We start from the raw sequence: 15,347 nt of genomic DNA on the forward strand, positions 1-15,347 counted from the left end.
AGGAGAATAACGATGTTGAAGTCACTGGATGTGTTACTGGGTTTATCGGTGGTGATGTTGATCGTCAGCATGGCGGTGACCTTAATCAGCCAGGGAATCCTGAATTTACTGGCCAGCCGCGGCCGCAATCTGCGTACCGGCTTGGCCGACTTGCTGGAATTGCTGGATGCCAGATTTTCCCGAACCGAGGCCGAGGCCATTGCCGCGTTAACCCTGATGCAACGGACTATCGGCGGCCGCTGTCGGTGTCGATTGCCGGAGTGGTTACAGTTTTTTCAGTTTGGCGAAGTGATCCATCGCGAAGAGTTCATCAAGATCTTGCTGGATTTGGCAGCTGGCTATAATGTGTCGATCAAAACCGAATTCGAACAGATCAAAGCCAGGTTAGCCAACAAAACCATCAATGTCGGCCAAGCCACGGACGCACTGGAAACCAAACTGCTGCAATACCCGCTATTCTTGAAGCGCCTGGGTATCGAAACGCTGCTTGCCAAGATCAAAAAAGCCAAGGCCGAACCTAAAAAGCAGCAGTATCACAAACTGGAGAAAGTCGTCGCCGATCAAATCTATCTACTGGATAAATTGAAAGCGGTGCTGCACGACAACGGCATCGAAGATCCGGCCGCTACCTTGAAAAACGCCCGGATGTTGGCGCTGGAATTTGAAAAATCTAATCCTGAACTTGCTCATGATGTGCGCGCTTCGAACGCTTTGTTGCAAGAGGCCACCAGCGAATTTTTGGCGATAATTTGTTTGAATTTCGACCATTTGATTGATCGCGTCAGCGTCAGGTTCACCGCCACCACTCGCGTGGTTAGCGTGGTCAGTGCGGCCCTGGTAGCCATCGTCTTGCAGTTGGACACGGTGTATTTGATCAACCGGTTGTCTATGGACGAGAAAATGCGGGCGGCCTTCGTGGAATTGGCGCCCAAACTGACGGAAGATCCGCAAATAAAGGATGCGATTCAATCAGCCGATGCCAAAGTTACCGGAGGGCAGGATGCCGAGGCGCCAGCGGCAGACACTGTTAAAGCCAACGAACGCATCGATCTTGAAAAGCAAAAGTATTATCTTAATTTTTTAGCGGAACAGGGCTTGATCAGCCTGCCTGTTGACCGAAAAAACTGGTGCAAACATTGGAAAATGGTGAGTATTCCCGGTTTGATCTTGTCGATCTTTCTGCTCAGTTTGGGTGGGCCGTTTTGGTATAACGCCTTGAGTAAGCTGGTGCAATTGCGTTCCGGCCTCGCACGCAAGGACGACGAGCAGAAGGCTATTCGCCAAACCACGCAGGCCGTGGGCGGCGATCCGCAAAACCCGGATATTCCGTCAGCCTCAAATCCTTTGCAAGGCGAGCGTGGCGATCTGCAGGCGCAGGGTTGAGGAGGCCTTATGGACAAGCAATGGATAGGCTGCGCGCAGGGTAATTTTCGGACCGGCCGTCCGGCTGGCTTCAAACCGGACATCATTGTCCTGCACTCGGCGGATGGCAGTCTGGCAGATGCCAGTATGCGCTACAACAAGTCGGGCGCTTTGCAATCCATGCATTACGCCATCGGCAACAACGGCAAGATTTATCAATATGTCCAGGAAGCCGACACTGCTTTTCATGCCGGCTTGGTGGTCAATCCGTCCGCTGGTTTTATCAAGCAAAGACCCAATACCAACCCCAATTTTTTCTCGATTGGCATTGCCCTGGAAGTAGCGGTGGTCGGCCAGCCCGCTGCGACGCAATCGGCGGCATGCTCGAAATTGATCCGAGAGATTGCCGACCGCTGGCGGATTAACGTCGATGCGGAACATGTGTTGTCGCATAGCGCGATTCGTGCCTCGGTAAGTTGTCCCGGTTCCAGTATCGACATTGCCAAACTGATCGCGGCTGCCTTGCCCGATCCGGCAGTCAATTCAGTGGCCGGAAAACAAGTCGGTTTGCTGAGCAGGGCAAATTTGCGCAGCCGTCCCTCCGTCAGCGCTCCGGTAGTTCAAGTCATGGAAGCCAACAGCAAAGTCGAGATCGTCAGCTTTACGGTAGGCGATGTCGTGTCCGGCAACGGCTTTTGGTATCAGGATAAGGATGGTTGTTTTTTCTGGGCCGGCGCTACTGATCGGCCTAATCCGCGGCTGTTGGTAACGCCGAGCGAAGGCGAGGCGAGTACCGATACTATGGTGCTCAGCAACCAATCCACCGCCGTTGCCGCTAGTTTGGCGATCAATCGTTCCCGGTTTCGCTTGCCGGCCGGGCAGTTTTTTACCGAGAAGCCGAAAAAAGATTTGATTGTGTTGCATTTTACCGCCGGCTCATCGGCCAAGTCGGCATTCGATACCTGGATCGGCGATGCCCAACATGTTGCCGCCGCCTATTTGATCGATGTCGACGGCACGGTCTATGAAGTATTCGATCCGACGCAGTGGGCTTATCATCTGGGTGTGAAGGGTTTTAACGGCAGGCTGGATCAGCGCTCGATAGCGATAGAAATTGCCAATGTCGGGCCGTTGCGGCCGGCGGCGGATAATCTGGATGTCTTGAATTGGTGGCCGCCGCGCCGGGGCCAAACCCAGCCATTCGGCAGCAAATACTGTGACAAAACCCAAACCGCCAAATACATGCATACCAGCTATCGGGGCGAGCAGTATTTCGCCACCTTTCCAGAGCAACAGGTGCAGGCGATTCGCTTATTGCTGAACGATTTATGCGCGCGGTTTTCCATTCCGAAAACCTTGCCCCCCAAGGCCAAGCAATTTGAGCGCGATCTGGCGTTTTTCCAACAGTACTCTGGCATCGCCAGCCATGTGAATTTCCGTAGCGATAAATGGGATATAGGCCCTGCTTTTGACTGGGCGGCGTTGGGCGTTGCCAATGCGCACGGCGCCTGATTCGCGCTTGTTCACTCCGATGCGTGGTTTTTGATAAGGCATTTGTAGTGCACTATCACAAGGTTATTTTCACAACCGATGCCGTCGTCACAGTTCTGCCCAGCCGCCGGCATGGATGTTCGCTGCGGCTGTTAAGATGGTTTAATTGAGCGGTCAGGCAATTTCGGCTCGGACCGCTATGCTTATTTGGCACACTCTATCGCCTCACCCGCAATTCCAGGAACCCAGGAAATATCATGCCCGAAAAACCATTCTGTATTTTTGTAGTGGATGACGATGCTCTGTTGCGTTTGGTCATAACCGACCAATTGCAGGGGCATGACTATCAACTCCACGAGTTTGCCAATGGCGAGGAATGTTTGGCGGCGATGGATTTGGCCCCCAATCTGATCTTGCTGGATATCGAAATGCCGGGCCTCAGCGGTATTGAGGTTTGTCGGCAGATTCGCGCCGACGGCAATGACGATGTGCAGGTCATGTTTGTTTCCGCACACGACGATCTGGAGATTTTGCTGACCGCGTTCGATGCCGGCGGCAACGATTTCATTCCGAAAAACGCCAAAAAAGATGTGTTGCTGCGCAAGGTTGATTTGGCAATCGAAGCCGAGCAGCAGAAAAGGCAACTGCAATCGCAACTGTCTTATGCTCAAAAAACCGCATTTACCGCCATGTCCAGCTTAGGGGAAACCGGTACCATACTGCAATTCTTACGAACGTCATTCCAATGCGTTACGTTTCAGGAATTAGGCAGTTTAATAATCGAGACCCTACAGCAATACGGTCTAAACGGATTGGTGAAATTGACCGATACCGTGAAGGAATACGACTTTAGCCCGGAAAAAATCTGTACCCCGCTGGAAGAATCCATCCTTACCTATGTGGCTAAGCTGGGCCGAATTTATCAGGCCGGTGATCGCCTAGTATTCAATTTCTCGCACGTGACGTTATTGGTGGCCGGCCTTGATACTGACGATCCGGATGCGATTGGCCGATTACGGGATCATCTGGCGATACTTGCCGAAGGTGCCGGTGCGCGGGTCGAAGCCATGATAAGCGAACAACAGCGTTTGCAGGAAGCGAATGCCCGCCTGGAAGGCGTTAAGGAATTGACCGATTTATTGATCGAGATCGAGGCCAACCAACAAGCCAATCATGCCCAAATGGTGAATTTGGCGGAACAGCACAAAATGAACATGGAAAGCGCCTTTATTCATCTGGGGTTGACCGATAGCCAGGAGTTTTTGCTGCACGGTTATGTGGACGAACTCACTTCGCAGATGGACAACCTGTTCGAGAACGACAACAGGCTGGCCTTGCGTCTGAACCAAATTGTCGAAAAGCAAAAAGCCCTGCTGCTATCTGCTCAGGTTAGCCGCTAAATACCCGCCCGAATCCCTACCGATCTAGTCGTCGCACCGAGGATTGCCTATGCAAGCTTTGTTTTCGCCCGCCGTGGCGTTGATGAATCGATTGAGTTTCAGCAAGAAGTTTGTGGTGATAGGTTTTCTGTCGCTGCTGGCCGTCGTCGTGGTGTTCTACAGTCTTTATCAAAGCTTGAATCGGGTGATTCTGGATTCCGAGTGCGAGCTGCAAGGACTGTTAAAAATCAAGCATATTACGCAGACCATGCAATTTGTGCAGCAGCATAGGGGCATTACCGTAGCGGTGCTCGGCGGCATAGAGAGTTTGCGCGATAAACGTGACATATCGGAAACCAAAGTCGCTACGGCCTTATCGGCTTTGGGACAAACGCTAGCGGTGGATTCTTTGCCTGCCGTGGCATATGCGGACATAAAAAACGATTGGGAACAACTCCGGCAAAACGCCGCCAATCAAAGCATTCAGGAAAGCTATCGTTTACATAGCCGCTTGGTTGAAAAGTTATTGGATTTGGAGGAACTGATTGGTGAGGAATCCTTGTTGTTCACCGATTCCAATCTGGATTCCTACCATTTGATCATGCTGGTAACTGAGCAAATGCCGAGGGCCTTGGAAGGTATCGCCCAGCTGCGCGGCTACGGTGTTGGGATACTAGCCAAAAAGCAGATTAGCGATCAGGAAAAAATCGAGATTTACCTCATCAAGGATAGAATCGAAACCGGCATCAGAGTCATTGAAGAAACTACCCATGACTTTAAACGCTATAAACCGGAACTGCACCCAATACTGACTAATACCAGGGACAATATCGTCAACGCAGCCAGTCTGATTACTCAGCATGTGATTGCCGATATTGTTCAGGAAAAATTCTCCATCAATCCGGAATACTTTTATTCGACGGTGACTTTAGCGCTGGATACGGCGTATTCGGAAATTTACGACAGCTTTATTCCAGCGGCCGAACAGTTGATCGAGGCAAGAATTAAGGCAGCGAAAACGACGTTAGCTCTGAGCATCGGCATCCCCGGCTTTATATTTATGCTGATCATTTATTTTGCAATTGGCGCCCATCTTGCGGTTAGCCGATACGTGGAGAAGTTGGCGAAAACCGCAAAAGCGTTTTCCGGTGGCGACTTTCAGCAAAGAATGCCCTTAACCATGCGCGATGAAATCGGGCAGGTTGCGGAGAGTTTTAACGAAATGGCCGACGGCTTTTCCGCACTGTTAACCGCGAGGCGCGAGGACGAGATCCGCCTCCGCAGTATTGTCGATACTGCTTTGGATGCCTTGGTGCAGATGGACGCCGATGGTTTTATCAATGGTTGGAATCGTCAGGCCGAACAGATATTCGGTTGGCCGGCCTCAGACGTCTTGGGCCGCTTGTTGCACGATGTGATTATTCCGGAGCGCTATCGGCAAGCCCATCAGCAAGGTATGCGGCGCTATTTGGATACTGGAAGTGGATCTGTGTTGAACCAGAGAATTGAAGTGGTGGCGCTGCACCGCGACGGGCATGAGTTTCCGATTGAATTGGCCATCACCCCTAATAAATTGGGAAATGCTGTCGAATTCAGCGCCTTTATTAGAGACATTTCCGCGCAAAAACAGGCGATACAGACTTTGCAAGCCAGCGAACAGCGCCATCGGGCTCTGTTCGAATCGTCGCGGGATGCCTTGATGACTCTCAGTGCCAGACGCGGATTTATCTCGGTCAACCCGGCGGCACTCAGCCTGTTTGCTTGTCGCGGTGAACAAGAGTTTTTAGCGCAAACGCCGGCCTCATTGTCGCCGGAATACCAGCCGGATGGCCGATCATCCTGCGAGTTGGCAAATGAAAAGCTTGAGATGGCTATCGCCGATGGCTCGGTTGTCTTCGAATGGTTGCATAAACGTTTAAACGGCGAGACTTTTTATGCCGAAGTGCAACTCAGTAGGGTAGAAATTGACAGCGAAATTGTTGTGCAGGCCACGGTGCGCGATATCAGCGAAAACAAACGCGCCAAGGCGGCATTAATCACCAGCGAAGCCAGGACCAGAGCGGTACTGCGGACCATGTCCGATGCAGTGGTGTTGATTGATAGCAAAGGCATCATGCTGCTGGTTAATGATGCAATCGGCGATTTGTTCGGCTACGAAGAAGACGAATTATTGGGGCAGAATGTGAAGATGTTGATGCCGGAGCCTTACCATTCCGAGCATGACGGTTATTTGAGCCGGCATCTGGATAACACCAAGGAAAGAGTCATTATCGGCCGGAGGATCGAAGTGGAGGGCAAACGTAAGGATGGGCTACTGGTGCCGATAGAGTTGAGCGTCAACGAATTAATGGACGATTTCGGCAGCACTTACATCGGCGTGATGCGCGACATCAGCCATCGCAAGGCAGTAGAGCAGGCGCACGAAGCCGCGCGTTTGGAAGCAGAACATCTGGTGCATATGAAAAGCGAGTTTCTTGCCAATATGAGTCATGAAATTCGTACGCCATTAAATGCGATTATCGGCTTGGCCAAAATTAGCCTGCGCGATAATGCCGGGCGGAATATGCAGGAAAACAGCGCCCGTATTTACGATGCCGGCATGCATTTACTGAGTGTGGTCAACGACATCCTGGATTTTTCTAAAATTGAGGCCGGCAAGATGACTTTAGACGAGCATCCGTTTCGCCTGGATGCTTTGATTCAAGATGCCATCAGTCTGGTGGATATGCGTGCCAAGGAAAAGCAACTCGATCTGATAGTGCATCGCCCCCAAGATTTGCCGGAATGGGTGAATGGCGACCCGTTGCGATTAAGGCAGATTTTGGTCAATTTATTGTCAAATGCAGTGAAGTTTACCGAGCATGGCTATGTCAGCCTGGAAATTTCCCGGCAGAAAGATATGACTGAAATCAGCGTGACGGACAGCGGCATCGGCATGACCGCCGAGCAGATTGGTCGTCTGTTTACCGCTTTCGAGCAAGCGGATAACTCTACCACCCGCAAATTCGGCGGCAGCGGTTTGGGATTGGCGATAAGTCGGGATCTTGCCAACTTGATGGGCGGCGATATTGTCGTCAAAAGTACGCTGGGAGCGGGTAGCAAATTCACACTGAGTGTGCCGCTGCCGGCGACCGATGCCGGTGTCGAGCATTCGGCCGATTATCATCAGGACCACGGCGGACGCTTGCGCGGTTTTAGAATATTGGCTGCGGAAGACGTGGCTTTAAATCGATTGGTGCTGGAGGATTTGCTGATCCACGAAGGTGCGCAGGTGACGTTTGCGGAAAACGGTCAACAGGCGCTGGATCGCTTGGAGGAAGCCGGCTATGCCGGTTTCGACGCGGTGTTGATGGATATTCAGATGCCGGTGATGGATGGCTATCAGGCGGCGCGGCGTATTCTGGAAATCGCGCCGGATTTACCGATCATCGGTTTGACCGCTCACGCCATGCCCGAAGAGCGGCAGCGCTGCCTGGAAATGGGGATGCGTGATCGCGTTACTAAACCGATCGATGCCAATGCCCTGGTCGGCGCGTTGCGGCAGCATGTGTCCATCAACAAAGTGTCTGATGAAATTGGTAGTAAGGGCGGTGCCGCAGCGGCACTCAAAATGCCCGAAACGGTAAATGACGCTGTGGCGGAAGTAGCTACCGAAGGCTTGATCGATTGGGCGGCGTTGCAACAACGTTTTGATGGCCGTCAGGCATTTATAGACAAGTTGATCGACAACGCCTTGGATGGCGCGCAGCAAGCTAATGTCGATAAACTAAGACTGGCCGCCGAGCAGCGCGACTATGCCGCCATTAAATTTGTCGCGCATAACTTGAAAGGCTTTGCCGGCATTTTCGAGATTCAGCAAATACAGAGTTTGGCGCAGCAAGCCGAAGCGGCCGCTAAGGATCAAGCCGATGACGCGATTGAACTAGCCGAGAGTTTGGCCAATACGCTGGAAACTATTCTGGCGGAGTTGCAGAGTAAACGGGCTGTCGCTAGTTAGGGCAAATCCGAATATATTTTTCTGCCATCCGCCATTCCCGAGTATGCGGGAGCCGTTAGACCGCGCAGCGAATACATTATAGTCACTGGGCTCCCGCTTTCGCGGGAGCGACGATATTTAAGGGCCGGGTTAATAAGTTAAGTATTATCCGTTCGTCCTCAGCCTATCGAAGGACTCAATCAGCGCTTACTTGACGGCATTCACGTGGGAGTGGCGGCGAAAAAAATGGCGGGTTTATGCAACCCGCCATCAAAACATCCCTGTCGCTAGGAGGAGGTCTGCCTCTCACTAACAAAAGCCGACGAAATCACCTGGTCGATTTGTCATGTTAATGAACGGAACCTCTAAAATAAAACGATATAATGTGATTTTTATATCGAAAGAATAGATTCTCATCGCAACGTCGAATTACAGTATAGGTTAGTAATAAAATTTTGCTTTGAATCCCGAAATTTTTTTAGGAGCAAGCCTATGAATCTTAATCAATTGGAATTGCTGCGAGTTTTGCAGGAAACCGATTTCAATTTGAGCAAAGCCGCAGAAAAAATGCACGTGGTGCAATCGGCGGTTAGTCGGCAACTCCAGTTGTTTGAAATAGAAGTGGGCTCGCCGCTGTTTGTCAGACAAGGGAAGAAACTCACCGGTCTGACGCCTTTGGGCGAAAAGATTATGGAAGAAGTTGATTTAATCAATCAGGCTAAAAAAAATATCCAACTGATTGCCGACGACTTTCTGGAGAACAGCAACGGCACTTTACGGATAGCTACTACGCATACGCAGGCCAAATATTTACTGCCGGAACCGATAGGCCGTTTTAGGCGCAAATATCCGGGCATTAAAATCTATATGGTGCAATCGTCACCGGATAATCTGATTAACTTGTTACACCGGCATCAGGCCGACATCGCCATCTGCACCGAAAAACTGGATGAAGACGATAAATTAGTGGTCAAGCCTTGTTATCACTGGCATCACGTCGCCGTGGTTCCACTCGGCCATCCGCTGGCGGAAGGCGAAATAAGCCTGCAACGGCTATCAGCAGAGCCGATTCTGACCTACACCCCAGGCTTTACCGGCCGAACGACCATAGAAAAAGCCTTTTATAACGCGCATTTGCCGCTGGATATTACGTTGGCGGCGGCCGATTCCGACGTGATTAAAACCTATGTGCGCCTGGGGATGGGCGTGGGGATTATCGCCGGCACGGCATACGAGGCAGTCAAGGATAGCGATCTGCTTGCCATAGACCTGTCCGGCTTGATACCCAGTTCCACCACGAAAATTGCATATCTGAAGCAATTGTACGTACCCAATTACTGCCGTTATTTTATCGACGAATTGCTGGCTGAGGCGGACCGGAAAAGTCGGGAACGAGGCGAAGGTTTTGACGCTTAATGAGATATCGGACAATCAGTCCCTTTTGTTTGAGTACAGCTAAAGTGCGTGAAATCCGGCATATGGCGTCATTTATTTAACATAGATTAATAAAAAATTATCGGGTTTGGAGCCTTGTCGGTTGTCTAGCTGTTTGATTGAGCAAAAAATTTCTCGTCCGGCTTTAAATTTGCTGGCAGTTTTCGGTTTAAGCCTAGATACCGAAACCATTAAGCCGGCAAATGTCTTTTCAAGCTCATCAATCTCTGCAAGAGTTGTACGTCAGTTGCCACGGCGAACTGGAAGCCGCGCTGTTTTCGCGTGTGCGTTGCCGGGAAACCGCTGCGGACATTTGCCAGGAAGCCTTCGTGCGCCTATGTCGTAGCGAGGACTTGAGCAGCGTCGGCAATCTGAAAGCCTATCTGTTCCGTACCGCGCAAAACCTGTTGATTGATTACTATCGCAGTCAGACCGTACGCAGTGCTGCGATTGTGGAATGGCCGGACGATACGCCGCCGGAAGTCGAAGACCTGCGCTGCGCGGAAACCGTGGCACTGGGTGAACAGGATTTGGACCGACTGATCGAGGGCATGGCCAGCTTGTCCCCCTTGAGTCAGCGGATTTTTTACCTCAACCGCTTCGAAGGCTTGAAGCAGCGCGAAATCGCCGAAACGCTGAACATCTCCCTCCGCACCGTGGAAGAAAACATCAAAAAAGCCTTAGTGCATTGTGCTAAAACCCGGGATGAATCCAAATAGCGACTGTGGTTTCGGCCAATGGCCTCGTCTATGATATATCTCCTCCACCGTTCAATCAGGAATTGACCATGTCCACCGAACCGATGCCGGACGATGCCGAGCGTTTGCTGGAGCAGGCTTGCGCATGGTTAAGCCAATTGCATTCCGGGGAGTTTTCTCAGTCTGCGCGGCAAGAACTGAATGCCTGGCGGGCCGCCGACAGCGCGCACGAACAAGCGTGGCAACGTGCAGAAAAACTGTGGGTGGGCTTGGGACAACTGCGTGGCCGCCGCGTCATTCCCGGTGCGCAACCCTTACCGGGGGAGGGTGTCTCAAAAGCCAAACTAGAACCCTCTCCCCCTGGGAGAGGGCAGGGTGAGGGTATGCAAAGCAATGCTAACTCCTTTACCCCAACCCCTTCATTTATGCCCGCGTGGCTAGATGAGGAGAGGGAGTTATTACGAGAGACTCCAGGGGGAGGTGGTAGGCAGGCAAACGGCCTGGTAGCCAAATTGGATTCCCGCCTGCGCGGGAATGACGGCCTTAGGAGTCTTAAAGGCCGCGTCAATACCAGACCCCGCAGCCGCCGTTCTCTCACTTTGGCGGTAGCTTGCTGTGCATTGCTGGCGGTCACGCTCACCGCGCTGTATCCACCGGCATTCTGGCGGGCCGATTATCTTACCGGCAAGGGCGAGCAACGCACCGTAACCTTGGCCGACGGCTCGCGAGTAATGCTCAACACGGCCACGGCGCTGGCGATTCATTTCGACGATAACGTGCGCCGGGTGGAGCTGTTGACGGGCGAAGCTTTTTTCGAAGTGGCTAAAAATGCGCAGCGGCCGTTTGTGGTCAGCAGCGCTGGCAGTGAAGTCCGGGCAGTTGGCACCGCTTTCAGCGTCCAGCGCCAGTCGGCGCAAACCCAGATCGAACTGGTTGAAGGCATAGTCGAAATCCAGGATGCACAGCGTCAGCACCGCGAACGGCTGACAGCCGGACAATCGGCGTTGATAGGCGCCAACACTATTGCCTTACAAACTGTAAACCGCTCGGAAAACATGGCGCTGTGGCGCGATGGCTATCTGCAATTCGATGGCCTGCCGCTGCACCAAGCCGTCGCCCAAATCAATCAATACCGGCCCGGACGGGTCATGTTGCTGAATCCGGCGCTGGCCGACAAGCGGATCAGCGGCCTGTTTCGGCTGGATGCGCTGGATCAAGCTATCGCCAGTTTAAAAGCCGCCGTGCCGGAGCTGCAGATTGTCAACGTCACGCCCTATCTGGTAGTGCTGCGCTAGGCGCTGTTACTTCCCCCTTTGAAAAAGGGGGATTGAGGGGGATTTATCTAAAAAATCTCCCCTGGCCCCTCTTTTTCAAAGAGGGGAAATAAAACCATCGAATCCGAGCCTGGGCGACGTTCACTTCCCCCTTTGAAAAAGTACCCACAAGGGGCATACAGGGGATCGAGGGGGATTTATCCTAAACTATTCAAGCAAACACCGCCCCGCATAAACATCACCCTCTCAATTTGCCATTGCCAATTTCCCCCGATTAAAAAAATTCCCTGACCACCTGATGTGGGTTTTTAAAAAGTTTCCGTCTTAACTAACACCAGCCCGAATGCTGCAGTGTAACCAGACCGAAACCAGGAGAATCCATGTCCACCGCAAAGTATTGCAAACCTTTCTCAGCCGGCAAGGGCCGGCGCCATGCCGCCAAAGCTGTCTTACTCGCGGCGCTGATCTCGCAAACCGCCCACGGCGATGCCGCCGGCAACAAACACCATTTCGACATCCCCGCCCAATCGCTGAATCAGGCCTTACTGATGTTCGGCAGGCAAAGTCAGCAACAATTGATGTACGGGACCGACATCGCCGACAACCTGCGCAGCCGTACCTTGCAAGGCGACTATACCGCCGACGAAGCAATCAGGATTTTATTGGGCGATGCGCCGGTGCAAGCGGTGACGACCGGCGAAGGGGCCATCACCTTGCAGCCGCGAGCGGCGGAACTGCACAACAATCTGGGGCCGCAGACTATGCCGGCGGTGCAGGTGGTGGGGAAGGCGGCTTATGATGCCACTGATCCCTATAATCCGGATTACCGGTTGCCCAATGCTTCTACAGCGACTAAGACGGATACGCCGATCATGGAGACGCCGTTTTCGGTGCAGGTCGTGACCAAACAAGTGCTGCAAGACCAACAAGTGACACGTATCGACAAAGCGGTGCAAAACGTAAGTGGGGTAACGCTTGGAGCAATTAATCAAGGCGCGACAGATGGTTACCAAATCCGCGGTTTCCAAAATAATATTACTTATCGGGATGGAGTTTTAATTCCTACCATTGTCGGCGGTAGCGCCGGAACTAAGCGAGACACTACCAATATAGAACGAGTGGAAGTTCTCAAAGGGCCGGGGTCTATATTGTTTGGTCGAGCAGAGCCGGGGGGGATTGTTAATATTGTCACTAAACAGCCGCATACAACTCCCTATTATGCCCTACAGCAACAGTTTGGGTCATATGATTTCTACCGAACCACCTTGGATGCGACTGCACCAATTACAAAGGATGACACTCTGCTCTATAGACTTAACATGTCCTATGAAAACGCAGGCTCTTTCCGAGATTTTATAGAAGGGGAGCGAGTGTTTGTCGCCCCAGTTCTCAAGTGGAATATTAGTCCGAGAACCCAAGCGACCCTTGAGCTTGAATATCAACACTACAACGATAAACCTGATCCAGGGATCACTCGAATAGGCGATCGTCCAGCGAATGTTCCATTGGACAGAGCGTTACATGAGCCACTAAACAATAAGAATGTCGGCGATAGAGTGCTAGTTGGATTCAATTGGTCACATGAGTTCAATGACAACTGGAAGCTAACTCATAGATTTACATCTGAATTTATGGAAAAAGAAAGCAAAACTTTAAACTTTGGCGCAGCCGGAGCTAATGGTTTGCTTACTCGCAATTTCAACAATGCAACACCTAGCTCACAACGATATTTTACTTCGCTTAATTTGATTGGGAATATTTCAACCGGTGTACTTAAGCATAAGCTATTGTGGGGCTACGATTATTTTGTTATCGATGACCAGATAACAAATAGATATGGTGGATCGGTTTCGGGATTTAATATTTTCATCCCGGTTTATTTAATAACATCCCCTGCTTTAACGAAACGGGATGATCAAGGATATACCCAGTCCTGGCACGGGTTGTATTTTCAAGACCAAATTGAGCTTCCTTACCATTTCCATGCACTTGGTGGACTTCGTTACGACAATGCCGAAGGGATAAACAATATTCTTGGACGCGTCACCGAATCAGTTGATCATATTAGTCCTCGTGGTGGTTTATTATGGCAGCCAGTCAATTGGCTTTCACTTTATGGTAGCTATACCGAAAACTTTGGTGGCACCAATAGTTTATTTAATACGGATGGAACTTCGCTCCCACCAGAAAGTGCTCAACAATGGGAAACAGGTTTTAAAACAGAATTTTGGGATGGGAGGTTAAGAACAACAGTATCTTATTTCGAATTGACTAAACAGAATCTTTTTACTGCAATCCCAGGAGACCCAAATGGAAATGGCCGTGCGATTGGTGAAGCTATAAGCAAGGGGATAGAGTTTGATACTACGGGAGAAATCATTCCCGGTTGGAATGTTATCGCAACTTACGCTTACACACCCTTTGCAAAAATAACTAAAGATGTTGATCCTACAGGGGGAATTGGTAACCAGGGAAATAGATTGTTTTTAGCCCCAAAACATTCCGGAAGCTTTTGGAGTACTTACGAATTTCAAACCAGTGCTTTGCGAGGACTTAAGTTCGGTGCGGGAGCCATCGCGCAGGGTCAAAAAGAGGGCAACGCAGGAAATACTTATGAGTTGCCTGGCTTTGTTACAGCAAACCTAATGGCAAGCTACCAAATGAAAGTTGGGAATACAAAAGTAACGACCCAATTCAATGTTGATAACTTACTGGATAAAAACTACTACGCAGGTACTAATAGTGGAAGTTTTATCACCATTGGAACCCCCCGTACTTTTATGGGATCGGTTCGAGTGGAGTTTTAACCAACCAATTTCTAATACAGTCAAGCCTTAAATAGAAGGAAAATTTTCAGGCTTAATCTGTGAATTTAGTTAAATGACTGCAATGGATATGGCACGCAAAAATCGCCGCAAACTATGGCTAAAACTACATTTGTATCTTGGCCTATTTGCGGGGGCGATCTTCGTCATTATTGGCTTAACTGGGAGTTTGTTGGCATTTGAACTTCCATTAGACGAGTGGCTTAATTCTAACCTTATGACCGTTTCCGTTAAAACCGGGCATGAACGTTACCAGCCAATCGATAAGATTGTCGCATCGGGTATTGGTGCCTTGCCGACCATTGGTAAAGCGATAAGCCTTGATTTCCCGCGACGCGACGGACTTGCGTTTGCTCTGTGGTTTGAACAGCCATCACCCGATGCGAGCTATCTGGAAAGACATCAAATTTTTATCAATCCCTATACGGCAGAAGTAACAGGGCAGCGGTTATTAATCGATTTTGAACGGATATGGCGCGATCCGTTTAAGGATTTTATTTTGCGCTTCCATTATTCATTGGGCCTGGCGAAAGCAGGGATGAATATCGTGGGCTTTATAGGCTTGGGTTTATTATTTTCTGTATTGACAGGCTTGATTTTGTGGTGGCCCACCCCCGGTAAACTTAGAAACGCACTGACAATCAAGAAAAACTCGAGCATTGAACCATTAAATTTCGATTTGCATAAGACTTTTGGTTTTTATAGCGTAATTGTTCTTCTTTTTTTGATTTTATCGGGTGTGTATTTAATTTTTCCGGAATACGGTCGCGGCTTGATAAGTGTATTTTCCCCGGTTTCTCCGGCGTGGCCCAACATTCAGAGTGTTTTGCCAGAGCATAATCAAGTACCAATCAGTTTTTCTCGAGTTTTAGAGATCACCGACATGCGCTACGAGAAATAGTCAAATC

9 protein-coding genes are annotated in these 15,347 nt (G+C 50.5%); all 9 read left to right on the forward strand.

Features of this window, described 5'->3' with window-relative positions:
* Nucleotides 1-12: 12 nt before the first annotated feature.
* The 9 genes from A1332_RS15310 (at nt 13) to A1332_RS15350 (ending at nt 15,340) form a co-directional block, all read left to right on the forward strand.
* Complete coding sequence (locus tag A1332_RS15310; protein ID WP_064009342.1) at nt 13-1,383, forward strand: hypothetical protein; 1,371 nt, start codon at nt 13-15, stop codon at nt 1,381-1,383.
* 9 nt (nt 1,384-1,392) lie between these two features.
* Nucleotides 1,393-2,874, forward strand: a complete 1,482-nt coding sequence (locus A1332_RS15315) for an N-acetylmuramoyl-L-alanine amidase (protein WP_064009343.1) — start codon at nt 1,393-1,395, stop codon at nt 2,872-2,874.
* A gap of 236 nt (nt 2,875-3,110) precedes the next feature.
* Nucleotides 3,111-4,253, forward strand: coding sequence for a response regulator (locus A1332_RS15320; protein ID WP_064009344.1), 1,143 nt, complete (start codon nt 3,111-3,113; stop codon nt 4,251-4,253).
* Nucleotides 4,254-4,302: 49 nt separating this feature from the next.
* Nucleotides 4,303-8,229, forward strand: coding sequence for a PAS domain S-box protein (locus A1332_RS15325; RefSeq protein WP_064009345.1), 3,927 nt, complete (start codon nt 4,303-4,305; stop codon nt 8,227-8,229).
* Between the two features lie 471 nt (nt 8,230-8,700).
* Nucleotides 8,701-9,624 carry a LysR substrate-binding domain-containing protein gene (locus tag A1332_RS15330; RefSeq protein WP_064009346.1) on the forward strand — a complete coding sequence of 308 codons (924 nt, stop codon included), beginning with the start codon at nt 8,701-8,703 and terminating at the stop codon, nt 9,622-9,624.
* Nucleotides 9,625-9,845: 221 nt separating this feature from the next.
* A complete protein-coding gene (locus A1332_RS15335; RefSeq protein ID WP_064009347.1) occupies nt 9,846-10,361 on the forward strand; it encodes an RNA polymerase sigma factor in 516 nt (171 codons plus the stop codon).
* Between the two features lie 68 nt (nt 10,362-10,429).
* Nucleotides 10,430-11,635: a FecR family protein gene (locus A1332_RS15340; RefSeq protein ID WP_082879715.1), complete on the forward strand. Its 1,206-nt coding sequence runs from the start codon at nt 10,430-10,432 to the stop codon at nt 11,633-11,635.
* Nucleotides 11,636-11,994: 359 nt separating this feature from the next.
* Complete coding sequence (locus tag A1332_RS15345) at nt 11,995-14,421, forward strand: TonB-dependent siderophore receptor (protein ID WP_064009348.1); 2,427 nt, start codon at nt 11,995-11,997, stop codon at nt 14,419-14,421.
* 73 nt (nt 14,422-14,494) lie between these two features.
* Entirely contained in the window at nt 14,495-15,340 is an 846-nt protein-coding gene (locus A1332_RS15350; protein WP_231890315.1) for a PepSY-associated TM helix domain-containing protein, read from the forward strand.
* The last annotated feature ends 7 nt before the right edge of the window (nt 15,341-15,347 follow it).

It is taken from the genome of Methylomonas methanica (genome assembly GCF_001644035.1).
GTDB classification, from domain to species: Bacteria; Pseudomonadota; Gammaproteobacteria; order Methylococcales; family Methylomonadaceae; genus Methylomonas; species Methylomonas methanica_A.

Coding starts and splice junctions, on each gene's coding strand:
- A1332_RS15310 (WP_064009342.1), top strand. CDS start 13: ATGTTGAAGTCACTGGATGTGTTACTGGGTTTATCGGTGGTGATGTTG.
- A1332_RS15315 (WP_064009343.1), top strand. CDS start 1,393: ATGGACAAGCAATGGATAGGCTGCGCGCAGGGTAATTTTCGGACCGGC.
- A1332_RS15320 (WP_064009344.1), top strand. CDS start 3,111: ATGCCCGAAAAACCATTCTGTATTTTTGTAGTGGATGACGATGCTCTG.
- A1332_RS15325 (WP_064009345.1), top strand. CDS start 4,303: ATGCAAGCTTTGTTTTCGCCCGCCGTGGCGTTGATGAATCGATTGAGT.
- A1332_RS15330 (WP_064009346.1), top strand. CDS start 8,701: ATGAATCTTAATCAATTGGAATTGCTGCGAGTTTTGCAGGAAACCGAT.
- A1332_RS15335 (WP_064009347.1), top strand. CDS start 9,846: ATGTCTTTTCAAGCTCATCAATCTCTGCAAGAGTTGTACGTCAGTTGC.
- A1332_RS15340 (WP_082879715.1), top strand. CDS start 10,430: ATGTCCACCGAACCGATGCCGGACGATGCCGAGCGTTTGCTGGAGCAG.
- A1332_RS15345 (WP_064009348.1), top strand. CDS start 11,995: ATGTCCACCGCAAAGTATTGCAAACCTTTCTCAGCCGGCAAGGGCCGG.
- A1332_RS15350 (WP_231890315.1), top strand. CDS start 14,495: ATGACTGCAATGGATATGGCACGCAAAAATCGCCGCAAACTATGGCTA.